This window comes from Paraburkholderia sp. J10-1, from assembly GCF_905220165.1.
Taxonomy (GTDB): domain Bacteria; phylum Pseudomonadota; class Gammaproteobacteria; order Burkholderiales; family Burkholderiaceae; genus Paraburkholderia.
On sequence record NZ_CAJMYW010000006.1, the window covers coordinates 193,633 to 215,300 of the forward strand.

Below are 21,668 nucleotides of genomic sequence, written 5' to 3' on the forward strand. Positions count from 1 at the left end.
AGGTAATGGAGGAGCGTGGGTAATCCCGGCACGCAGCGGGGCGGGAAGAACATTGAGCGCGGCGCCATCGGGCGCTTGCATACCCAATGCCAACGCAACGGTCGGCGCGCCGCAATGCACGCCGCAGCCCACGACACAGCAACTCGTGCCGCACGCGCCGTGCGAGCCGTGGCCGCTCGTGTTCGGCATGTCGCCGGATTTCGCCGTGCCGCAATGAGCGGCGGCCACCGCCATGCTGTGCGCCGCCAGCCCGATTCGCTGCGAATGCTCGCAAGCCGTCGCGCCGCGCACGGCAAAAAGCGCGAACAGGCAAGCAAGAAAGAGGCGGCACAAAAAACGCATGCGACTTGGGCGAAGGACTAACCAGGTTGATACGCATCATCATATCGCACAGCAGACATCGCGACGCACGCGACAGCGTGCCGCGCACCGTGTCCAGGACAAAGACAACGGCATGAAAGGCCGCCAGGATCGCTCAAGCCCTGCCCGCACGCACGACGCGGGCCGGTGCCGCACAGATAACACTGGGAAGATCCACCATGTCACGAAAAATCCTGCGCATTGCCGCTGTTCTCGCCACGCTGCTCGTCGCGGCTTGCTCCATGCCTAACCCCATGACCTCGGCAAGTTCATCAAGTAGCGCTGACTCGCGCACGCAACTCGTTCACGATGCACGCCAGGCCATGAACAGCCTGTATGCCAGCACACCGCACGCGAAGTCGTTGGCCGACAATTCATTCGGTATTCTTATTTTCCCGGGAATTCTTAAAGCAGGCTTCCTGGTTGGCGGCGCGGGCGGCGATGGTGTGCTGTTTTCGAAGGATGGCAGAGTGCTCGGCTATTACAACGTCAGCGCCCTCTCCTATGGATTGCAGGCCGGAGCGCAAAACTTCTCGGAGGCGATGTTTCTCATGACGCCTGGCGCGAAGCAATATCTCGATAGCAGCGACGGCTGGTCGGTCGGCGCGGGCCCGAGCGTCGTGCTCGCCGATACGGGCATGGCCAAAGACTTTTCGACCACCACGGTGCGTTCGGATGTGTATGCGTTCGTCTTCGGCCAGACCGGGCTGATGGCCGGGCTCGGCGTGCAAGGGCAGAAGATTACGAAGCTCACGGAGTGAGGCGCAAATAGAAAAACCCCGGGCGAACCAGAGGTCCGCCGGGGTTTTTGCATTCCGTCCTGCTTGAATCTAGCAAATTCTCTTACATATTCTCGATCATCACCTGCCCGAAGCCCGAGCACGACACTTGGGTCGCCCCTTCCATCAGCCGTGCGAAGTCGTAAGTCACGCGCTTCTGCAGAATCGACTTCTCCATCGACGCAATGATGAGATTCGCCGCTTCAACCCAGCCGAGATGGCGCAGCATCATTTCCGCCGAGAGAATCTCGGAGCCCGGATTCACATAGTCCTTGCCCGCATATTTCGGCGCCGTACCGTGAGTGGCTTCGAACATCGCAACGGAGTCCGAAAGATTCGCACCCGGTGCGATACCGATGCCGCCCACTTGCGCCGCCAGCGCGTCGGAAATGTAGTCGCCATTCAGGTTCAGCGTGGCGATCACGTCGTATTCGGCCGGGCGCAGCAGGATCTGCTGGAGGAAGGCATCGGCGATCACGTCCTTGATCACGATATCGCCACCCGTCTTCGGATTCTTGATCTTCATCCACGGGCCGCCATCGATCAGTTCCGCCGCGAACTCCTTCTGCGCGAGCGCATAACCGTAGTCGCGGAACGCGCCTTCGGTGAACTTCATGATGTTGCCCTTGTGCACGAGCGTAACGGAACGGCGCTCGTTGTCGATCGCATACTGGATCGCCTTGCGCACGAGACGCTCCGTGCCCTCACGCGACACCGGCTTCACGCCCACGCCCGAGCTGTCCGGAAAGCGGATCTTCGCCACGCCCATCTCTTCGCGCAGGAACTTGATGAGCTTCTTCGCGCCTTCGGATTCGGCGGGCCATTCGATGCCCGCATAAATATCCTCCGAGTTCTCGCGGAAAATGACCATGTTGACCTTCTCCGGCGCGCGCACCGGCGAAGGCACGCCCTTGAAGTACTGCACCGGGCGCAGGCACACGTACAAATCGAGTTGCTGACGCAGCGCGACGTTCAGCGACCGGATGCCGCCGCCAACAGGCGTCGTGAGCGGCCCCTTGATCGACACCACGTAATCCTTCACCACTTCGAGCGTTTCTTCGGGCAGCCACACGTCGGGACCGTACACCCGCGTCGCTTTCTCGCCCGCGTAAATTTCCATCCAGTGAATCTTGCGCTTGCCGCCGTAGGCCTTTTCAACCGCTGCGTCGACCACCTTCAGCATGACCGGCGTGATGTCCACGCCCGTGCCATCGCCTTCGATGTACGGAATGATTGGCTGATCCGAGACGTTGAGCGAGAAGTCCGGATTGACGGTGATCTTTTCACCGCCGGTCGGAACCAGGATGTGCTGATACGGCATGATCGACTCCAGTAAGGGCAAGGCTGTTGTAGCGGGTTTGACGCGGCGCCCGGCGCCTCGCGGCGGCGGCGAAGCCGTTTCGCCCGGCAAGAGAGGTATCTCGCCGATGCGGCTTCTCGACGACCGGCGCGCTCGACACGCGGTCAATATTCGCAGCAAGACTGTCCAGGAACACGCGGCGCACTGCGCGCAACCGAGCGGAGCAAGCGGCTTAACGAGCGGCTTGCCACGCGGCGCGAGCGGCCCGTCGGCGTGAGGGTCTGGCGGCTATTCTAGCCCACGCCTCGCGCCAGCGTGCCGCACACTTCACACGGACGCCAGCGCGAGGCGCACCCATGTCTTATGTCTTATATAAGAGATAAAAATCGGCGATGCGCAATATGCATTAAGATCACGGCGCTAACCAGTCCTCCATCCGTACCCGTCGCCTCCGTCATGCGTTTGATCGCCCTCAATAAACCGTTCGGCACGATCTGTCAGTTTTCGCCGCACGAAACACGCCAGTCACTCGCGGACTGGGTGAAGGTGCCGGGCGTCTATCCGGCAGGCCGGCTTGACTCCGATAGCGAAGGTCTCCTGCTCCTCACCGACGACGGCGCATTGCAGGCGCGCATTGCCGAACCGAAACGCAAACTCGTGAAGCGCTATTGGGCGCAAGTGGAAGGCGAGCCCGACGCGGCTGCGCTTGCCGCGCTCGAGCGCGGCGTCGATCTCGGCGACTTCGTGACACAACCGTGTCGAACAAGAATCATTGCTACGCCAGAGCATTTGTGGCCGCGCAATCCGCCGATTCGTTATCGCGCGTCAATACCCACCACGTGGGTGGAGATTGCGATCAGCGAAGGCAAGAACAGGCAGGTGCGACGCATGACCGCGGCAGTCGGCTATCCAACGTTGCGGCTCGTACGCGTCGCGATTGGTGCTCTCGATATTTTTTCGCTTGGTCTCGCGCCCGGCGAAAGCATCGACGTGCCCACCAATGCGCCCTGGCAAAACGTGTCTCGTAAACACAAGTGATTGTTGCGCAAGCACTTTTCACTTTTTGACCGATTTTTTTCGAATCACGCGACACGTCCCCCACCTTTCTGTTGCGTCTCGTTACGAAGCAAATAACAAGTTTGCGTCAACCGTCTCGCGAGACCGTGCGTTATTCGACGCAGATGCCGCCAGAAGCTGTCCGGCATTCAGCCTTCCGGGTCCTCGCAGCAATGCACGGTCCTGACCGCTGGCAGAAGCAGAAATCAAATTCACGCGAATTTGTCGAAAGCGACTGTCAACCGAAAGGTGGATGGCACGTTTACCGACCTGACTCCAAAAACCGGGTCATTTGGTTAATTAACTCAAGCTTGAGGATTCACAACATGAACAAACTGATCGCTGCTCTGGTCGCTGGCCTCTTCGCATCGGCTGCATTCGCACAAGCTTCGGCTCCGGAAGCTGCTTCGGCTGCTCCGGCTGCTGCTGCTTCGGCTGCTCACAAGTCGGCACACAAGAAGTCGCACAAGAAGTCGTCGCACAAGAAGGCAGCGAAGGCTGAAGCCGCTTCGGCAGCTTCGGAGTAAGCTTGCTGTAAGACGCACCGAGGAACGGCATTCGCTGCCGCTCTTCAGCGCGACGAAAGGCAGAGCGCCGCAAGGCGTTCTGCCTTTTTGTTTGGCTGCATGATTTACAGGCTTTTTTGACATGCGCGCTCACCGCATCACGTCGATGACACGAAAGACGACGTGAACCGCGCCGCGCATTTTGACCCGTTCTGACCTGGTCGCGTAACATGCGCGGATTAACCTACAGCAAGGAGTCTCTCGTGCGATTTTCCCTGCGCTCGTTCTTCGTGCGCTGCGCGCTTGTCGTCGCATTGCCATTCGCCGCTTTCGCGGCGCTCACGTTCACCGCGGCGGCGACGTCGAATATCGCGCTGGCGCAGCAGATGCCGCCGGGGGCCAAGCAGCCCAGCGAATTTCCGCGCGTGAAGCTCACGGCAGGCATGTTCGTGATCGACGCCGCGGTCGCCGCCAACGACGCGGACCGCGAACAAGGCCTCATGTACCGCTCGCAGCTCGGGCCCAATGAAGGCATGCTGTTCGTGTTCGGCGAAAACGCCGTGCACTGCTTCTGGATGAAGAACACGCTGATCCCGTTGTCGATCGCCTTCATTCGCGCCGACGGCACGATCACCGACATCGACGAGATGCAGGCCGAAACGACCAACAACCACTGCCCGCGCAATAACGGCACCTTCGCGCTCGAAATGCCCAAGGGCTGGTTCACGGCCAAGGGCATCAAGCCTGGTATGGTGATTCAGGGACTGCCGCCGCTGCAGTAAGCGGTTGCCCAACGCGCGCAGCGCGAAAAGCACAAGCCGGCCCCGCACGCACGCGGCGCCGGTTTTTTTGCGCCCGCGTTGCGCTTCACGCATGGCACCCATAAGCGCCACGCCGGCGCCCGCACGCGCGGCGCCCCGCCGGGCGCGGGAGCGCTCGGCGGCGCCACGCTGCGCCCTCCTTCCCGCGCTGCGACATGCGCCCTGCAAAACCGGCGCGCAAGCGCTATCCTATTAATCCCCCCGCATCGCGCGTGCCAAGACCGCGCGCGCCGTGCGGCGCATCGGGCCGCGCGCTGGCCGCGCCGCGTGCCGCCCGGCAGCTTCCATGGCGCGTCATTCCAAGGAGATCACCGTGCCTCGCAAGACCCCCATCGAGCGCTATCGCAACATCGGGATCAGCGCTCACATCGACGCCGGCAAAACCACGACGACCGAGCGCATCCTTTTCTACACCGGCGTGAATCACAAGCTCGGCGAGGTTCACGACGGCGCGGCGACCATGGACTGGATGGAGCAGGAACAGGAGCGCGGCATCACGATCACCTCGGCCGCGACCACCGCGTTCTGGAAAGGCATGGCCGGCAACTACCCCGAACACCGCATCAACATCATCGACACGCCGGGGCACGTGGACTTCACGATCGAAGTGGAGCGCTCCATGCGCGTACTCGACGGCGCGTGCATGGTGTACGACTCCGTGGGCGGCGTGCAGCCGCAGTCGGAGACCGTGTGGCGCCAGGCGAACAAGTACAAGGTCCCGCGCATTGCGTTCGTCAACAAGATGGACCGCGTGGGCGCGGACTTTTTCCGCGTGCAGCGGCAAATCGGCGAGCGCCTCAAAGGCGTGGCCGTGCCTATCCAGATTCCGGTGGGCGCGGAAGATCACTTCCAGGGCGTGGTCGACCTCGTGAAGATGAAGGCGATCGTGTGGGACGACGAGAGCCAGGGCGTGAAGTTCGAGTATGAGGACATCCCCGCGAATCTCGTCGAGCTTGCGCATGAATGGCGCGAGAAGATGGTCGAGGCCGCCGCCGAAGCCGACGAAACACTGCTCGAAAAGTATCTTCACGACCACGAGAGCCTGACCGAAGAGGAAATCAAGGGCGGCCTGCGCAAACGCACGATCGCCAATGAGATCGTGCCGATGCTTTGTGGCAGCGCGTTCAAGAACAAGGGCGTGCAGGCCATGCTCGACGCCGTGATCGACTATCTGCCCTCGCCGGTGGACGTGCCCGCGATTCTCGGCCACGACCTCCACGACAAGGAAATCGAGCGCCACCCGAGCGACGACGAGCCGTTCTCCGCGCTCGCCTTCAAGATCATGACCGACCCGTTCGTCGGGCAACTGATCTTCTTCCGCGTCTATTCGGGCGTGGTGAATTCGGGCGACACGGTGCTCAACGCGACCAAGGACAAGAAGGAGCGCCTCGGCCGCATCCTGCAGATGCACGCGAACGAGCGCAAGGAAATCAAGGAAGTGCGCGCGGGCGACATCGCGGCCGCAGTGGGCCTGAAAGAAGCGACGACGGGCGACACGCTCTGCGACCCGGCGCATGCCATCGTGCTCGAACGGATGATCTTCCCCGAGCCCGTGATCTCGCAGGCCGTCGAGCCGAAGACCAAGGCCGACCAGGAAAAGATGGGCATCGCGCTCAACCGTCTTGCGCAGGAAGACCCGTCGTTCCGCGTGCAAACCGACGAAGAGTCGGGCCAGACCATCATCTCGGGCATGGGCGAGCTGCACCTGGAAATTCTCGTCGACCGCATGAAACGCGAGTTCGGCGTGGAGGCGACGGTCGGCAAACCGCAGGTCGCGTATCGCGAGACCGTGAAGAACAAGGTCGAAGATGTGGAAGGCAAGTTCGTGAAGCAGTCGGGCGGGCGCGGCCAGTATGGCCACGCCGTCATCACGCTCGAACCGCAGCCGCCGGGCAAGGGCTACGAGTTCGTCGACGCCATCAAGGGCGGCGTGATTCCGCGCGAGTTCATCCCGGCTGTCGACAAGGGCATTCAGGAGACGCTGAAGGCCGGCGTGCTCGCGGGCTACCCCGTGGTCGACACGAAGGTCACGCTCACGTTCGGCTCGTACCACGACGTGGACTCGAACGAAAACGCCTTCCGCATGGCCGGTTCGATGGCCTTCAAGGAAGCGATGCGCAAGGCCAAGCCCGTTCTGCTCGAACCGATGATGGCCGTGGAAGTGGAAACGCCCGAGGACTTCATGGGCAACGTGATGGGCGATCTCTCCAGCCGCCGCGGCATCGTGCAGGGCATGGAGGACATCGCGGGCGGAGGCGGCAAGATCGTGCGCGCCGAAGTGCCGCTCTCGGAGATGTTCGGCTACTCCACGTCGCTGCGCTCGCTCACACAAGGCCGCGCCACGTACACGATGGAGTTCAAGCACTACGCGGAAACACCGCAGAACGTGGCCGAAGCGGTCATCAACGCGAAGAAGGCGTAACGTAGGCAAAGCGCCGGCAACGTGCAGGCGTTGCCGCGCACACGAAAGCCCGTCCCCTTGCGGACGGGCTTTTTTACATGCGCACGGCGCAATTTTGACCGTGCCACAATGCGGCGATAACGCTGCGACGCACACAGTCAAGGAGACACGACGATGAGTCACGACCCCGACCATGAGCATCCTCATGACCACCCTCACGACAACGCACCGGTCGACTGGCGCGAAAACGGCGTCAAGGTGATACGCGGCGATCAGCTCGACACGAACACCGCACAAACGCCCGGCATGAACCGCGCTGCCGCGATCAACGCGGCGCGCGTGGGCGCGCAAAAGATCTGGGCGGGCACGGTGACGATCCATCCGAACGCGAAGACGGGCGCGCATCATCACGGCGCGCTGGAAAGCGTGATCTACGTCGTGCGCGGTCACGCGCGCATGCGCTGGGGCGAGCATCTGGAGTTCACGGCGGAGGCGGGCCCAGGCGACTTCATCTTCGTGCCGCCCTACGTGCCGCACCAGGAGATCAACGCGAGCACCGACGATCCGCTCGAATGCGTGCTCGTGCGCAGCGACAACGAGGCCGTGGTGGTGAACCTGAACATCGATGCTGTAGAAGCTCCTGAAACCGTGTACTGGGTCGATCCGATCCACCGCCATCCGCACGACCATTGAACGCCCGGCCGCAAGCGCCCCTACTTACGCGATGACGACACCCACCGCCTCGCTACGCCCTCGCCTGATTGCGCTTTATGCCGCGCTCATCGCCGCCAATCTCGGCGCGTGGGCGTGGGCGCTGATCGCGTTTCGCCACTACCCGCTGCTGCTCGGCACGGCGTTGCTCGCCTACGGCTTCGGCCTGCGCCACGCGGTGGACGCCGACCATATCGCCGCCATCGACGCCGTCACGCGCAAGCTCATGCAGCGAGGCGAGCGCCCGCTCGGGGTGGGACTCGCGTTCTCGCTCGGCCACTCCACGGTCGTGATCGCCGCCACGCTCGGCATCGCGCTCACGGCGCTCTCGCTGCATGGCCGCTTCGAGCGGTTCCACGAGATCGGCTCGACGATCGGCACGCTCGTTTCGTCGACATTCCTGCTCGTGCTCGCGGGCGTGAACCTCGTGATCCTGCGCGACGTATGGATGCGCTACCGCCGCGCGCAACAGGGCGACGACGCGACGCTCGCGGCCGCCGCCGCGCCCGCTCCCGCCGGCCTCTTTTCGCGCGCACTGCGTCCGCTCTTCGCACTCGTCACGAAGAGCTGGCACCTGTATCCCGTGGGTGTGCTGTTCGGCCTCGGCTTCGACACGGCCACCGAAATCGGCCTGCTCGCCATCGCCGCTGCCGAAGCGGGCAAGGGCTTGCCGATGTATTCGATTCTCGTGTTCCCCGCGCTTTTCACCGCGGGCATGACGCTCGTCGACTCCACCGACAACGTGCTGATGGTCCACGCCTACGGCTGGGCCATGGACGACCCGAGGCGCAAGCTCTACTACAACGCGAGCATCACATTCGTCTCCGCGCTCGTGGCGATCGTGATCGGCGGCGTGGAAGCGCTCGGACTCATCGCCGACAAGCTCGGCGCCAGCGGCGGCGCGTGGACGCTCATCGCCGGCCTGAACGCGCGCTTCGGCGAGCTGGGCTACGGCATCGTCGCGGCGTTCATCGCGTGCTGGATCGGCTCGGTGCTCTTCCATCGCTGGCGCCGTCCCGCTGCGGTCCGCTAAAACGCACGCGCTGTTTCTCGCTCGGCGCGCAACCCCGCGAAACCCCTACCCTTCGCCTCGATTGCCGAAAGCGCGTAAACTAGCCCCAGCTATTGCGCGCAATAGACTCATCAATCGTTTCGCTCAGTTTCAATTCGCTGCCTTAGCTGCACCCCTTCGTCGTCTGCCGTACCGCATGCCGCCGTCGCGCACGCCCCCGGGCCTCGCGCGTCCCCTGAACGGAATCGCACGGAAACCCGCACCGATGAAACGACCGCAGTCCCGCCGTCCGCTCCTCTGCCGCCTCGAAGCGCTGCGCCCTCAGGCCGGCGACCATGGCAACCATGCTCTCGACGAATTCGTCGCCGGGCGCCTTACGCGCCGCGAGCTGCTGCGCTATGCGAGCGCGGTCGGCCTCACGGCGCTGCCCGCTTTTGCGGGGCTCGGCGTGCCACGCAGCGCGCACGCCCAAGGCGCGGGCAAGCCCGGCGAGCAAACGATCCGCGTGGCCCACCTCATGCCTGCGGGCGCTGTCGATCCGCTCACCGTGACCGATGCGGGCGCGCTGTGTCTCTTGAACCAGACCGGTGAATTCCTCGCCAACGACGACGCGCAAGGCCATCTGCAACCCGCCCTCGCGCTCTCGTGGCAAGCCAACGCGAAAGCAGACGTCTGGACGTTCAAGCTGCGCCCCAACGTGAAATTCCACGACGGCCAGCCGTTCGGCGCGAAAGACGTGGTGGCGACCTTCGATCGTCTCGCCGATCCGGCAACCGGCTCGGCGGCGCTCTCGGTGCTCAAGGGCGTGCTTTCAAAAGGCGGAACGAAGGCCATCGACGACCACACGGTCGAGTTCCATCTCGACGCGCCCAATGGCAACTTCGCCTACTACGTTTCTTCGGACAACTACAACGCCGTGATGCTGCCCGCCAACTATGCGGGCAATTACGAAAAGAGCTTCATCGGCACGGGGCCATTCAAGCTCGGCAAGTTCGAAGCGCGGCGCGGCGCGAGCTTCGTGCGCAATCCCGACTACTGGGGCGACAAGGCGCTGCCCGCGCGCGTGGAATTCGCGTTCTACGCCGACGAGCAGGCGCAGTTGCTCGCGCTGCAAGGTCACCAGGCCGACGTGATGGGCACGTTCACCGTGCAGGGCGGCATCGGCATCCTGAACAATCCCGACTTCAAGGTGATCGGCGTGCGCTCGAGCGCGCATCGCCAGATCCACATGCGCAACGACTCGCCCACGTTCAAGGACAAGCGGGTGCGCCAGGCGCTTGCGCTGGCGCTCGATCGCGACGTGCTCGTGCGCGGACTCTTCAAGGGCCGCGCCGAGGTGGGCAACGACAGTCCGTTCGCGCCCATCTTTCCTTCTACGGCAACCGACGTGCTCCAGCGCAAGATCGATGTCGCGAAGGCCCGCCAGTTGCTCGCGCAGGCGGGCGTGGCCAACGGCTTCGACGTGACGCTCACCACCGAAAAGTACATGGAGATACCGGACCTCGCCGTGGTCGTGCAGAACGCGGCGAAGGCGGTCAGCATTCGTATCACGCTCAAGGTGGAGAGCCAGTCGCAGTACTACGGCGCGGGCACGTTCGGCAAATCGGACTGGCTCGACTCGCCGCTCGGTATAACCGACTACGGGCATCGGGGCGTGCCGAACGTGTTTCTCAACGCGCCGCTCACCTCGGGCGGCACGTGGAATGCTGCGCACTTTCGCAACGCCGAGTACGACAAGCTGGTCGCGCAGTTCGCAGCAACGCTCGACGTGGCGGCCCAGAAGCAGGTGGCGCGGCAGATCCAGACGCTGTTGCTCGACGAGACGCCCGTGATCATCCCGTACTTCTACGACCAGTTGATCGCGCAGCGCGCCGTGCTTTCCGGCGTGCGCTTCACGGCGCTCGCCCAGCTCTACTTCGACCGCGCGACGCTCGCCGCCTGAGCCGGCAAGCGAGGCTGGCGCACCCGCAACGGAGGTCCGATGGCTACTCCGCTCCCGCCCATGTCGAAGCCGACCGGCGCCGCGCGCGCATTCGCCCCGCGTGCGGGCGTCGCGCGCTTTCTTGGCAGGCGCGCCGCGTGGGCGATCTACACGCTCTGGCTGCTTTCGGTGCTCGTGTTCGCGGGCGGCCAGCTGCTGCCAGGCGACATCGGCCGCGCCGTGCTCGGGCCGCTCGCCGACGCGCGCGCCGTGGCCGCGCTCAATCATGAACTGGGCGCCGACCGGCCCGTGCTCGATCAGTACGCCTCGTGGATCACGCATGCGCTGCGCGGCGACTTCGGCATGTCGTGGAGCTACAAAGAACCCGTGGCGCCGTTCGTGGGCGACGCGCTCCTGCAGTCGGCGAAGCTCGGCCTGCTCGCGTTCGTGGTCGTGGTGCCGCTCGGCATTGCGGGCGGCGTGTGGGCGGCGCTCCACGAAGGCCGCCTGATCGACCGCGCGATCAGCACCGGCGGCCTATGCGCGAGCGCCGTGCCGGAGTTCGTCTCGTCGATCGTGCTGATCCTCATTTTCGGCGTGTGGCTGCGCTGGCTGCCTATCGAAGCCACCGCGCCCAGCGGCGCGGGCGCGCTCGAACAATTGCGTCACCTCGTGCTGCCCGTGCTGCCTCTCGTGCTGGTGTTCTTCGGCTATCTCGCGCGCATTGCGCGCGCAGGCACGATCACGGCGCTCGATGCCGACTACACGCGCACCGCGATTCTCAAAGGGCTGCCGAGCCACGTCGTGATCGTGCGACACGTCCTGCGCAATGCGCTCTTGCCCAGCGTGACCGTGGCGGCCACGCAGCTCGGTTATTTGATCGGCGGGCTCGTCGTGGTCGAATCGTTGTTCCGCTATCCGGGTGTAGGTTCGCTCATCTTCAACGCTGCGAAAACCAAGGACTTCCCGTTGCTCGAAGCGGGCGTGCTCGCGGTGGGCGCGGTCTACACCCTCGCCAATCTCGCCGCCGATGCGCTGCACGCGCTCCTTGACCCGCGCCTGCGCACGCCGGGAGGCGCATAGACGATATGGCATCCGAATCAATTTCCTCAGGCGGCAAGCCGTCCGATGCGCAGCCGCCCGGCGAGCCCGGCGAAGAAGCGCTTGCCGACACGCGTTTGCGCGACACGCTGCATCTGCTGCTGCGCTCGCCCTCGTTCGTCGCGGGTGCGTTGATCCTCGTGTGGTGGATCGTCTGCGCACTCGCGGGCCCGTGGTTCGCGCCGCACGACGCCTACGCGTCCGACCCGCTCAGCTCGCTCCTGCCGCCCGACCACACGCACTGGTGCGGCACCGATCAGCTTGGCCGCGACATCTGCTCGCGTGTGATCGTGGGCGCGCGCGACATCCTCACGATCGCGCCGCTCGCCACGCTCGTCGGCACGCTCGCAGGCGCAGCGCTCGGCCTGGTGACGGGCTATTTCGAAGGCGCATTCGGCACCCTCGTCGCGCGCACGCTCGACGCGGTACTCGCGCTGCCGCTCGTGATCGTCGCGCTGCTCGTGCTCGCGGCCGTGGGCGCCTCGAATCTCGCCGTGGTGCTCGTGATCGGCATTACGTTTGCGCCGCTCATCGCACGCACAGTGCGCGCGGCCGTGCTCGCCGAGCGCCATCTCGACTACGTGGCGGCGGCGCGTTTGCGCGGCGCGAACGCGCTCGACGTGATGTTCAGCGAGATCCTGCCGAACGTCTGGCCGCCCATCGTCGTCGAAGCGACGGTGCGCCTCGGCTATGCGATCTTCGCGGTGGCGACGCTCTCGTTCCTCGGCTTCGGCATCCAGCCGCCTTCCGCCGACTGGGGGCTCGCGCTCGCCGAGTCGTACACGCTGCTCGCGGGCGGCGCCTGGTGGACCGTGGCATTCGACGCGCTCGCCATCGCCTCGCTCGTGGTGGCCGTGAACCTCATTGCCGACAGCCTGCGCGAGGTGCTTCAATCGTGAACCGCCCCGCCTCTTCACGCCCTGCTCTCGCCACCTTTAGCGCGCCGCGCGACGACGACGCGCTTGCGCTCGTCGGCCTCACCGTCGCTTACCGCGTGCGCGGGCGCGAGCGCGACGTGCTCACCGACGTCTCGCTGTGCATCCGGCGCGGCGAAGCGTACGGGCTCGTGGGCGAATCGGGCTGCGGCAAGTCGACGGTTGCGCTCGCCGCACTGCGCTATCTCCCGCGCAACGGCCGCGTGAAAGCGGGGCGCATCGCGATTGCGGGCGACGACGTGCTCGCGCTCGACGCCGACGGTCTGCGCACGCTGCGCGCCAACGCCGTGTCGATGGTCTATCAGGACCCCGCCAGTGCGCTCAATCCCACGCTCACGATCGCCCGCCAGTTGAACGAAGCGTTCGAAGCCGCGGGCGCCGACGCGAGCGTGGCCCGTTCGCGCTCGCATGCGATGCTCGAACGCGTGCGCATCGCCGATCCGGGCCGCGTGCTGGCGAGCTATCCGCATCAGCTATCGGGCGGCATGCAGCAACGCGTGGTGATTGCGATGGCGCTCGCGTCGAACCCCGCGCTCCTGATCCTCGACGAACCGACCACGGGCCTCGACGCCACCGTCGAGGCCGAGGTGCTCGACCTCATCGCCAAGCTGCGCGCGGAGCTGGGGATGGCGGTGCTGCTCATCAGCCACGACCTCGCGGTGATCGGGCGCATGTGCGAACGCGTGGGCGTGCTCTACGCGGGGCGGCTGGTCGAGGAAGGCATCACGCGCGACGTGTTCGAGCGCGCGCGGCATCCGTACACGGTGGGCCTGCTGCGCTGCCTGCCGGCGCATGGGCGCAACAAGCACGCAGGCGCGCTCGACACGATACCGGGCGAGTTGCCGGCGCCCGGCGCGAGCGCGCCCGGCTGCATCTATGCCCCGCGCTGCCGCCTCGCCGACACGCGTTGCCACGTGGAAGCGCCGCCGCCGCATCGCATGACGTCGCCGCACGGTGAGCAGATGTCGCGCTGCCACTACCACGAGCGCGCGATCGAATTGCCGTTCGGCAATTTGATCGGCGGCGGCGAGGGCTCGCTGCCATCGAGCCATAGCCCAACGAACGCCGATACCGAACCGCGCGTCGTACTGCGGGCGCTCGACGTCTCGCGCACCTTCGGACACGGCGCGCAAGCCGTGCGTGCGCTCGACGGCGTGTCGATCGAGCTGCATGCGGGCGAGACGCTCGGCCTTGTAGGCGAATCGGGCAGCGGCAAGACGACACTCGCGCGCATGCTGCTCGGCCTGCACGCGCCCGACGCGGGCGGCGCCGTTGAACTCGACGGCAAACGCCTGCACGCTCAAGTCGCGCGCCGTCGCGCCGACGAACGTGCGGCGCTGCGCGTCGTGTTCCAGCATCCGGACGCCTCGCTCAATCGTGCGCTGCCGGTGAAACGGCTGATCGAGCGTGCGCTTTCCCGGCCGCGTGAGGACACGGCGGCAGACCACCAAGCCTCAGACGAATCGCGCATCGCGGGGCTGCTCGAAGCCGTGCGCGTGCCGGCGCGCTATCTCGTGGCGCGCGCGCGGCAACTGTCGGGCGGCCTCAAGCAGCGCGTGGCGATTGCCCAGGCGTTTGCGGGCGAGCCGCGCATCGTGATCTGCGACGAGCCCACTTCGGCGCTCGACGTCTCCGTGCAGGCCGCGATTCTCAACCTGCTTGCACGCCTGCAGCGCGAACGCGGCGTGAGCTACCTGTTCATCTCGCACGACCTCGATGTCGTGCGCTATCTCGCCGATCGCATCGTCGTGCTCTACGCGGGCCGCATCGTCGAAAGCGGTCTCGCTGGCGCGGTGTTCGACGGCCCGTGGCATCCGTATACAGAAACGCTGCTGGCCGCGCGCGCGCTGGGCGTGGCTTCGGCAAACGGCACGCAGGCCACAGGGCGCGGCTGCATTTTCAGCGCGCACTGCCCGCGCAAAGTCGGCGCCATTTGCGATGAAGCGCCGCCGCCGCTCGCCGATGCGGGCAGCGATCATCGCATTCTTTGCCACATTCCCGTAGACGAATTGCGTGCGCAACAGCGCGCCACCCCGTCCATACAAGCGGCAACCTGAACGTGCGATAGCGCTCGTATCGCGCGCCCGGTTCGTTGCGCTGTCCGCTTTCGCAACGCAAATCGCGCCATTCGGCGCGCGCGTTTCATCCCCGTAACGTTTTCCGCGTTTTTTCTGCCACGCGGGTGACACATCAATTGTTAAGTCCACCCTGCACGCCCCTCCCCGGCCGATGGCACAAAACTGGCTACATCGGCACCAGGCATCCGGCCGCTGCAATCCAGTGCAATCCGCCCCGACACACGCGGGGTGTCGCACCGGGCGAACGGATGACCGGCCGCTCGACGCGCTTGTAATCTGCCGTCCCACACCATGGGCCCCGACAATCCACAAGTAGTCCTGCACAAACCGGTCATCCTGCGCGCGACCTGACCGGGTGCCTTTTGTTTGGCGAGTACCGCGCGAGCCGGATCGAAACATTATCCACGCCGGCGCAAAGCGGATTGCGAGCCTGATGGAGTCGGCGCACGCGCACAAGGCGTGCAGCCTGCACGGGGGCATGAGGGAAGGCAGGGCATCACCACTGCCGCCTCGCGGGGAGAACAAGATGAACAAGACGAATAATCATCAGTACTACTACTGGATAAGTCGGGGAGCGGGAATGTGTGCGGTGGGCGCGGGTGTTCTGTTCACCGCGGTCACCGCCCGCGCCGCAGGCGACACCATCAATCCGGTGATCCTGCTCGCGGACGCACCCATGCCCGCGAGCGGGGCAGAAGGCTTCGGGGCCTTCAGCGCGCCGGTTGCTGAGGAGTCGCCTGCTGCAGGCACCTTATCGAAAACTGATTCGGACTCCGATTCAACCATCCTGGCGAGCGACGTTTCTACCGTGTTCGCGCCGAACGATTGCATTAGCCGTACGACAGGCAGCGCGTGTTTTCGAGGCAACGGCGGCGGCCACGGCGGCTCGGGGTCGTCGAGCGGCAGCAACGGAAGCAGCGGCGGCGGCGCGGGCGCCGCTACGGCCAGCACGGGAGGGCTTGGCCGCAGCGGCAGTTCTGGCGTAGGAGGGACGGGACCGAGCGGTTCGGGAGGCGGTTCCAGCAACTCCGGCGGCGGGAAAGGCGGTGGTGGCAACAACGGTGGTGGCAACAACGGTGGTGGCAACAACGGTGGTGGCAACAACGGTGGCGGCAACAACGGTGGTGGCAACAACGGTGGAGGCAACAACGGCGGCGGCAGTTCAGGCGGGTGTGGCTGTGGCAGCCACGGCGGATCGGCGAGCGGCCCATCGGGCGGATTCGGCGGCGGCTTTGGCGGGGGTTTCGGCGGCTTCGGCGGTGGTTTCGGAGGTGGATTCGGCAAGGGTGGACCGTCGGGCGGCCCGGGCGGCGGGTACGGCGGCGGACACGGTGGCGGCCATGGCAGCGGTCATTGAGCCTGTACGGCGGTGCAGGCAAACCGCTGCTGCCACCCCGATCTGGCGCGATGGCCAGGCGCGCCAGTCCTGGCGTCGGCGGCGGCGTCCCGGTCCCCCGGCCGGGCACCGCCGCCGTGGGCCGGTCGCCGGATGCGCGACACGTGTGGCGTTCCCACGCGGCCATGCGGGCTGTCTGCTCGCGATACGCAGGCGCCGGCGATGACAGCGCGCGAGAAGCGCGTACCTCAATCGCTCGTTACAGCATCTCCAACGGACGCTTGCTGCGCGGCGGCTTGAAATAGGCGTCGAGCGCCGCGTGCTCTTCTGCGCCGAGCACGAGATCGAGCGCCGCGCGGTTGTCGCGCACGTGCTCCACGCGTCCTGCCTTCGGAATCGCACAGACCCCGCTTTGACCCAGGACCCACGCCATCGCCACGCGATACACCGAGACACCGTGCGCATGAGCGATGTCGTCGAGCGGCGAGCGCCTGGGCAGGCGCGCGTGATCGACGGGGCTATACGCCATCACCGGCATGCGATGCGCGGCGCTCCACGGCAGCAGGTCGAATTCGGCGCCGCGCCGCGCGATGTTGTAGAGGATCTGGTTGGTCGCGCACGCGTCGCCGCCGGGTGTGGCGAACAGTTCCTCCATGTCGTCGGTGTCGAAGTTGCTCACGCCCCAGTGGCGGATCTTGCCCGCGCGCACAAGCGCTTCGAACCCTTCGACCGTCTCTTCGAGCGGCACGCCGCCACGCCAGTGCAGCAAATAAAGATCGAGCCGGTCCGTGCCGAGGCGTTTCAGGCTCGACTCGCACGCGCGCACCACGCCGTTGCGGCTCGCGTTGTGCGGATACACCTTGCTCACGAGAAACACTTCGTCGCGCAAACCCTGCAAGGCCTCGCCGACGAGGCGCTCGGTCGCGCCGTCGCCGTACATCTCGGCGGTGTCGATGAGCGTCATGCCGAGCGCCACGCCCTCGCGCAACGCGGCGATTTCCGCCGCGCGATGCGCGCTGCGCTCGCCCATTTCCCACGTGCCCTGCCCGAGCTTCGGAATGCGTTCGCCGTCCGGCAATGCGACGCTAGCGATATCGGTCGTCATGATCTCCCTTTGCGCGCTGCAACGGCGCTGACTGGCAACGAACGGCCAGTGTATCGCCTCGCGCGCAATGCGGTCATACGCACTCTCGCAAGCCGTTCATTTCCGTGATCGCACGCCGATGACATAAAATTGCCGTTCGCCTTTCATGCACGCCTCCCATGAACGCACCCACGGAAGACCGCTGGCGCGACCTGCGCCCGGACCCGGACAACGACACGCCGCTCTATCTGCAGCTCGCACGCAAGCTGAGCGTCGCGATTCACGACAATCGCTGGAACGCGGGCGAAGCCCTGCCTTCGGAACGCGTACTCGCGGAGTCTCTCGGCGTTTCGCGCATCACGGCGCGCAAGGCGATCGCGCTGCTCGTCGAGCAGGGCCTGATTCGCCGCACGCAAGGCGCGGGCAGCTTCATCACGCCGCGTATTGAAGACCCGCTCTCGCGCCTCACGAGCTTCAGCGAGATGCTGCGCCAACGCGGCTTCACGCCCAGCTCGCGCTGGCTCTCGCGTGAAATCCAGCCCGCGAGCCGCGACGAGGTGATCCAGCTCGGCCTTTCGCCGGCAGCCGCCGTCACGCGCCTGAAGCGCCTGCGTCTGGCCGACGGCATCGTCATGGCCGTCGAGAACTCCACCTTCCCCGCTGCGCTGATTCCCGACCCGAACGCGATCGGCGACTCGCTCTATAGCTTTCTCGAACAGCGCGGACTGTCGATCGTGCGCGCGCTGCAACACTTTCGCGCCGTGAACGCGAGTGAGGAAATCGCACGGCAGATGAGCATCGCGCCCAACGAGGCGCTGCTGCTCATCACGCGCGTGGGCTACACCGCCGATCAGCGCGCCATCGAACTCACCGATACGTACTGCCGCAACGACTACTACGATTTCGTCGCGGAATTGCGCAAGTAGCTTGCTAAAACGCGCGCAGGCGCGTGATCGCGCCTGTTTGCGCCTGTTCGTTCTACCGCGCGCTCCACACCGGCGCATCGCTGCCGATCGGCACCGGTGGCCGCGCGTGAAACGCGGGTGTGAGTTCGAGCCGTTCGGCGGGCGCCACCGCGCGCACGCGTCCGAACGGCGACTCCATTTCCTCCAGACAATCGGCGAGATCGGCGACGCCCACGTCGGGCACGCGTTGGCCGTCTTCGAGCGTGCCCATCGTCTGCAGCCAGCGACCCGTTTGCGCGAGCGAAAGGCGCACGTGCCAGCTGCCGCCTTCACGTGCGCGCCGCGCGAGCGCGACCATCGCGCCGAATGCCGCGAGATACCCAGTGGCGTGATCGAGCGCCTGACACGGCAGCGGACGGGCCTTGGCGAATGGCTGCGCGGTTTCGCGGCCGCCATCGCCATGTTTCGCCGCGGCGGCGCTCTCGGCCCACACAATGCCGCTCGCCGACTGCACGAGGCTGTCGAAACCGCGCCGCTCGCGCCACGGTCCGCGATGCCCATACGCACTGATCGACACGCACACGATGCCGGGCCGCAACTGCGCGAGCGCTTCGGGTGCGAAGCCGCGCGCGGCGAGCGCGCCCGGCCGGTAGCCTTGAACGAACACATCGGCGTCGCGCACAAGTGTGCGCAATTGCTCGCACGCGGCTTCATCGCGCAGGTCGAGCGTGGCCGAGCGCTTGCTGCGGCCGTTATCGATTACGAGCGGCGCGATGTTCGGCAAATGCGGACCGTTGATGAGCAGCACGTCCGCGCCGTGTTGACCGAGCGTGCGCCCCGCAACCGGCCCCGCGATGATGCGCGTGAGGTCGAGCACGCGCACGCCTTTCAGAGGACGCGCACCGGCGCCCGCTTGCGGCGACTCGGCGGGTGCGTCGCCAATACGTTCGATCTCGAAGAGCGGCAGGCTCGCCACCGCCTTCGCCTGCTCATGCGCGGCCCATTCGCGCGGCGCACGCACGAGCGCGGCGCACAGCCCCGCTTGCGCGAGCGCGTCGTCGAGCGCCGCGCCTTCCCAGCCGAGGATCGCTCGCGCCACGGCGTCGCGGTCGTCCGCGCATTGGAGCACGCGCAGGATGCCCGCAAGGTGATGCGGAAAGTTCGCGTGCAACTGGATCCAGCGGCCGTCGCCGGTCGGGAAGTGGCCGGTCACGGGATGACGCAGTTCCGTGGGCGGCTTGCCGTCCACGCTCAAATAACGTTCGCTGCGAAACGCGGCAAGCGCCCGGCGCACGTCGATCGCCACACGCTGCTGCCGGCCCGTGCGCAACGTGTGCAGCTGCGCCGCCGCGAGCCCCGCCGCGCCAATGCTGGCCGCCGCGAGCGTGCCCACGCGAAAGATCGACGGCAGGCCCGGATCGCCGCCTTCCATATCGAGCCAGCCGAGCGCGGACGGGTCGCAGCCCGCCAGCATCCAGAGGTGTTCGAGCGCGTCGCGTGGCGTCATGGTGTGGAGTCCTTTTGCTAGGAGAGCGTGGAGAAAACGGGCTGAATTGATGTCACGAATCGTCGCGCCGCTCGAATCCTGGATCAATCTTGATTATCATGATCAACATAGATTGATTTCTCCGGTTCCAGGAGGCGAGCCACCATGTCGAGCTATATGACCGCGGAAGAAGCCGCCGCCGAACTCGGCATCAGCCGGGCCACGCTCTACGCCTATGTGAGCCGCGGGCTCATCGCCTCAGCGCCCTCGCCCAATGGCCGCCACAACCGCTACGACGCCGCCGAGGTGCGGCGCCTCGCGCGCCGCAAGGCCGACGGCAAGCGCGCAGGCAAGGTCGCACAGAAAGTGCTCGACTGGGGCGTGCCCGTGCTCGAGTCGTCGATCACGCTGATCGCCGACGGCAAGCTCTTTTATCGCGGCCAGGACGCCATCGCGCTCGCGCGCGAGGCTTCGCTCGAAGACGTCGCGGCGCTGCTCTGGCAATGCGCGCCGCGCCGCGTGCTGCAGGCGCCCGAGGCGCCCATCGCGGCCGCGCAATGGTCGGCATGGCTGAAGATCTGGAGTGGGCACACGCCGCTCGAACGTGCGCTCGTGCTGTTGCCGGCCGCCGCCGCGCAAATGCCGCGCATCTGGGCGCAGGGCCGCGACGCGCAAATCGACACCGGCGCGATGCTCATGCGTCTGCTCGCGGCGGCGCTCGTTTCCGCCGCGCCGTCGAACGAGCCACTGCACCGCCAGCTAGGCGAAGCGTGGGGCGTGCGTTCGCGCGCGCAATCCGACCTGCTGCGCGCGGCGCTCGTGCTGTGCGCGGACCACGAACTGAATGCCTCGACGTTCACGGTGCGCTGTATCACCTCGACCGGCACGCATCTGTTCGGCGCGGCAACGGGCGGCCTGGCCGCCCTGGCCGGGCCGCGCCACGGCGGCGAGACCACGCGCGTGGCCGCGCTCTTCGACGAAGCTGCACGCGCCGACGACCTGCATCGCTATCTGGCCGACCGCCTCGCGCCCGACGACCTCGGCGCGGCGGTGCCGCTGTCCGGCTTTGGCCACCCGCTCTATCCCGATGGCGACCCACGCGCGCGCCTGTTGCTGGACCTGCTCGCACAGCGTGCGCCGGCGCGCTCGCCCATGGACGAAGTCGACGCGCTCGCCCAGGCCGTGGCCGAGACGAGCGGCGCGCGCCCGACGCTCGACTACGCGCTCGCGGCGATCGAACGCGTGCTGGGACTGCCGCGCGGCGCGGCGTTCACGCTGTTCGCCGCCGGCCGCGTGACGGGCTGGATTGCGCATGCGCTCGAACAGACCGCCGATGGCCGGTTGATCCGCCCGCGCGCCCGTTATGTGGGGGAAATGGCCGGCGATGTGCGGCACGTTGGCAGGCACATCGCGTAACCGGAGCGAAAAGCAACGAGCAACACGCTCAACCCGCCGCCCGCACACCCCACTGCCCGCGCTGCGCCCAGTCGCGCAACGCCTCGCCGATGCGCGCCGCAACACTGCTCGCGCCCGCCGCGCGTACGCGCTCCATGTCGACGGGTGCGAACGTCCGCGCCGGCGCTTCGGCGGTTGCGCCGCCCAGCGCCAGCACGAAACGCGCGCCCTCGCGGCCTGCGCTCACGTGAACGCGCACGCCCGCCGCAAGCCCAATCGATTCGCCGGCGCGCAGCCAGTAGTCGCCGGCGTCGCCGGCGATCGTGAGCCAGATTTCGCCTTCGCTCACATGCAATTGCATAGCCTCTGCGAGCCGCCAGGTTTCGACGGGCTCGCCGTGTTCCAGTTCGAAGATTCGGATTTCGCGCATTGCCGTGCTCCTTGCAGACTGGCCGCCGATCACCCTCGGGCGGCCTCCGGA

19 protein-coding genes are annotated in these 21,668 nt (G+C 66.2%); 15 read left to right on the forward strand and 4 right to left on the reverse strand.

The genetic code is table 11. The annotated features are described in order from the left end of the window. Positions 1 to 52: 52 nt before the first annotated feature. Complete coding sequence (locus tag U5A65_RS20485) at positions 53 to 217, forward strand: hypothetical protein (RefSeq protein ID WP_321947133.1); 165 nt, start codon at positions 53 to 55, stop codon at positions 215 to 217. A 322-nt stretch (positions 218 to 539) separates the two neighbouring features. Next, a complete protein-coding gene (locus U5A65_RS20490; RefSeq protein WP_321913973.1) occupies positions 540 to 1,121 on the forward strand; it encodes a lipid-binding SYLF domain-containing protein in 582 nt (193 codons plus the stop codon). An 82-nt stretch (positions 1,122 to 1,203) separates the two neighbouring features. On the opposite strand, the gene icd is transcribed toward U5A65_RS20490, so the two are convergent. Beyond that, positions 1,204 to 2,460, reverse strand: coding sequence for an NADP-dependent isocitrate dehydrogenase (gene icd / locus U5A65_RS20495; RefSeq protein ID WP_321913974.1), 1,257 nt, complete (start codon positions 2,458 to 2,460; stop codon positions 1,204 to 1,206). Between the two features lie 435 nt (positions 2,461 to 2,895). Between icd and U5A65_RS20500 the strand changes: the two genes are divergently transcribed. From U5A65_RS20500 to U5A65_RS20550, 11 genes are all read left to right on the forward strand, one after another. Further along, complete coding sequence (locus U5A65_RS20500) at positions 2,896 to 3,477, forward strand: pseudouridine synthase (protein WP_321913976.1); 582 nt, start codon at positions 2,896 to 2,898, stop codon at positions 3,475 to 3,477. 344 nt (positions 3,478 to 3,821) lie between these two features. Beyond that, complete coding sequence (locus U5A65_RS20505) at positions 3,822 to 4,022, forward strand: hypothetical protein (RefSeq protein ID WP_321913977.1); 201 nt, start codon at positions 3,822 to 3,824, stop codon at positions 4,020 to 4,022. Between the two features lie 242 nt (positions 4,023 to 4,264). Continuing rightward, positions 4,265 to 4,783, forward strand: coding sequence for a DUF192 domain-containing protein (locus U5A65_RS20510; protein ID WP_321947135.1), 519 nt, complete (start codon positions 4,265 to 4,267; stop codon positions 4,781 to 4,783). A gap of 352 nt (positions 4,784 to 5,135) precedes the next feature. Then, positions 5,136 to 7,244 (forward strand): elongation factor G, encoded by a 2,109-nt coding sequence (gene fusA / locus U5A65_RS20515; protein WP_321913979.1) that lies wholly within the window; start codon positions 5,136 to 5,138, stop codon positions 7,242 to 7,244. 153 nt (positions 7,245 to 7,397) lie between these two features. Next, on the forward strand, positions 7,398 to 7,916 hold the full coding sequence (locus U5A65_RS20520) for a cupin domain-containing protein (RefSeq protein WP_321913980.1): 519 nt from the start codon (positions 7,398 to 7,400) through the stop codon (positions 7,914 to 7,916). 31 nt (positions 7,917 to 7,947) lie between these two features. Next, positions 7,948 to 8,967, forward strand: coding sequence for a HoxN/HupN/NixA family nickel/cobalt transporter (locus tag U5A65_RS20525; protein ID WP_321913981.1), 1,020 nt, complete (start codon positions 7,948 to 7,950; stop codon positions 8,965 to 8,967). Positions 8,968 to 9,211: 244 nt separating this feature from the next. Beyond that, positions 9,212 to 10,888 carry an ABC transporter substrate-binding protein gene (locus U5A65_RS20530; RefSeq protein WP_321947137.1) on the forward strand — a complete coding sequence of 559 codons (1,677 nt, stop codon included), beginning with the start codon at positions 9,212 to 9,214 and terminating at the stop codon, positions 10,886 to 10,888. 60 nt (positions 10,889 to 10,948) lie between these two features. Next, positions 10,949 to 11,950 carry an ABC transporter permease gene (locus tag U5A65_RS20535; protein ID WP_415765342.1) on the forward strand — a complete coding sequence of 334 codons (1,002 nt, stop codon included), beginning with the start codon at positions 10,949 to 10,951 and terminating at the stop codon, positions 11,948 to 11,950. A gap of 5 nt (positions 11,951 to 11,955) precedes the next feature. Further along, positions 11,956 to 12,867, forward strand: coding sequence for an ABC transporter permease (locus U5A65_RS20540; RefSeq protein ID WP_415765267.1), 912 nt, complete (start codon positions 11,956 to 11,958; stop codon positions 12,865 to 12,867). After that, on the forward strand, positions 12,864 to 14,960 hold the full coding sequence (locus U5A65_RS20545) for an ABC transporter ATP-binding protein (RefSeq protein WP_321947141.1): 2,097 nt from the start codon (positions 12,864 to 12,866) through the stop codon (positions 14,958 to 14,960). Before U5A65_RS20540 ends, U5A65_RS20545 begins: the two co-directional genes overlap by 4 nt. Before the next feature lie 547 nt (positions 14,961 to 15,507). Beyond that, the gene (locus tag U5A65_RS20550) at positions 15,508 to 16,338 is read left to right on the forward strand and encodes a hypothetical protein (protein ID WP_321947143.1); all 831 of its coding nucleotides are present in this window, start codon (positions 15,508 to 15,510) and stop codon (positions 16,336 to 16,338) included. A 238-nt stretch (positions 16,339 to 16,576) separates the two neighbouring features. On the opposite strand, the gene U5A65_RS20555 is transcribed toward U5A65_RS20550, so the two are convergent. Further along, positions 16,577 to 17,422, reverse strand: a complete 846-nt coding sequence (locus U5A65_RS20555) for an aldo/keto reductase (RefSeq protein WP_321947145.1) — start codon at positions 17,420 to 17,422, stop codon at positions 16,577 to 16,579. 158 nt (positions 17,423 to 17,580) lie between these two features. Here U5A65_RS20555 and U5A65_RS20560 point away from each other — a divergent pair, with 158 nt between their 5' ends. Then, positions 17,581 to 18,327: a GntR family transcriptional regulator gene (locus U5A65_RS20560; RefSeq protein ID WP_233882636.1), complete on the forward strand. Its 747-nt coding sequence runs from the start codon at positions 17,581 to 17,583 to the stop codon at positions 18,325 to 18,327. 52 nt (positions 18,328 to 18,379) lie between these two features. Here the strand turns inward: U5A65_RS20560 and U5A65_RS20565 are convergent, their stop codons facing one another. Continuing rightward, positions 18,380 to 19,813: a CoA transferase gene (locus tag U5A65_RS20565; protein ID WP_321947146.1), complete on the reverse strand. Its 1,434-nt coding sequence runs from the start codon at positions 19,811 to 19,813 to the stop codon at positions 18,380 to 18,382. A 144-nt stretch (positions 19,814 to 19,957) separates the two neighbouring features. Between U5A65_RS20565 and U5A65_RS20570 the strand changes: the two genes are divergently transcribed. Further along, positions 19,958 to 21,208 (forward strand): citrate synthase family protein, encoded by a 1,251-nt coding sequence (locus tag U5A65_RS20570; RefSeq protein ID WP_321913819.1) that lies wholly within the window; start codon positions 19,958 to 19,960, stop codon positions 21,206 to 21,208. Between the two features lie 28 nt (positions 21,209 to 21,236). Here U5A65_RS20570 and U5A65_RS20575 read toward each other — a convergent pair whose 3' ends face one another. Then, positions 21,237 to 21,617, reverse strand: coding sequence for a DUF2917 domain-containing protein (locus U5A65_RS20575; RefSeq protein ID WP_321913818.1), 381 nt, complete (start codon positions 21,615 to 21,617; stop codon positions 21,237 to 21,239). Positions 21,618 to 21,668: the final 51 nt, after the last annotated feature.

Excerpts from the sequence above, each read along its gene's own strand:
- U5A65_RS20490 (WP_321913973.1), top strand. The coding sequence starts at position 540 with ATGTCACGAAAAATCCTGCGCATTGCCGCTGTTCTCGCCACGCTGCTC.
- U5A65_RS20520 (WP_321913980.1), top strand. The coding sequence starts at position 7,398 with ATGAGTCACGACCCCGACCATGAGCATCCTCATGACCACCCTCACGAC.
- U5A65_RS20540 (WP_415765267.1), top strand. The coding sequence starts at position 11,956 with ATGGCATCCGAATCAATTTCCTCAGGCGGCAAGCCGTCCGATGCGCAG.
- U5A65_RS20570 (WP_321913819.1), top strand. The coding sequence starts at position 19,958 with ATGTCGAGCTATATGACCGCGGAAGAAGCCGCCGCCGAACTCGGCATC.
- U5A65_RS20525 (WP_321913981.1), top strand. The coding sequence starts at position 7,948 with ATGACGACACCCACCGCCTCGCTACGCCCTCGCCTGATTGCGCTTTAT.
- U5A65_RS20535 (WP_415765342.1), top strand. The coding sequence starts at position 10,949 with ATGTCGAAGCCGACCGGCGCCGCGCGCGCATTCGCCCCGCGTGCGGGC.
- U5A65_RS20505 (WP_321913977.1), top strand. The coding sequence starts at position 3,822 with ATGAACAAACTGATCGCTGCTCTGGTCGCTGGCCTCTTCGCATCGGCT.
- U5A65_RS20565 (WP_321947146.1), bottom strand. The coding sequence starts at position 19,813 with ATGACGCCACGCGACGCGCTCGAACACCTCTGGATGCTGGCGGGCTGC.
- U5A65_RS20500 (WP_321913976.1), top strand. The coding sequence starts at position 2,896 with ATGCGTTTGATCGCCCTCAATAAACCGTTCGGCACGATCTGTCAGTTT.
- U5A65_RS20550 (WP_321947143.1), top strand. The coding sequence starts at position 15,508 with ATGAACAAGACGAATAATCATCAGTACTACTACTGGATAAGTCGGGGA.
- U5A65_RS20560 (WP_233882636.1), top strand. The coding sequence starts at position 17,581 with ATGAACGCACCCACGGAAGACCGCTGGCGCGACCTGCGCCCGGACCCG.
- U5A65_RS20575 (WP_321913818.1), bottom strand. The coding sequence starts at position 21,617 with ATGCGCGAAATCCGAATCTTCGAACTGGAACACGGCGAGCCCGTCGAA.
- U5A65_RS20555 (WP_321947145.1), bottom strand. The coding sequence starts at position 17,422 with ATGACGACCGATATCGCTAGCGTCGCATTGCCGGACGGCGAACGCATT.
- U5A65_RS20530 (WP_321947137.1), top strand. The coding sequence starts at position 9,212 with ATGAAACGACCGCAGTCCCGCCGTCCGCTCCTCTGCCGCCTCGAAGCG.
- icd (WP_321913974.1), bottom strand. The coding sequence starts at position 2,460 with ATGCCGTATCAGCACATCCTGGTTCCGACCGGCGGTGAAAAGATCACC.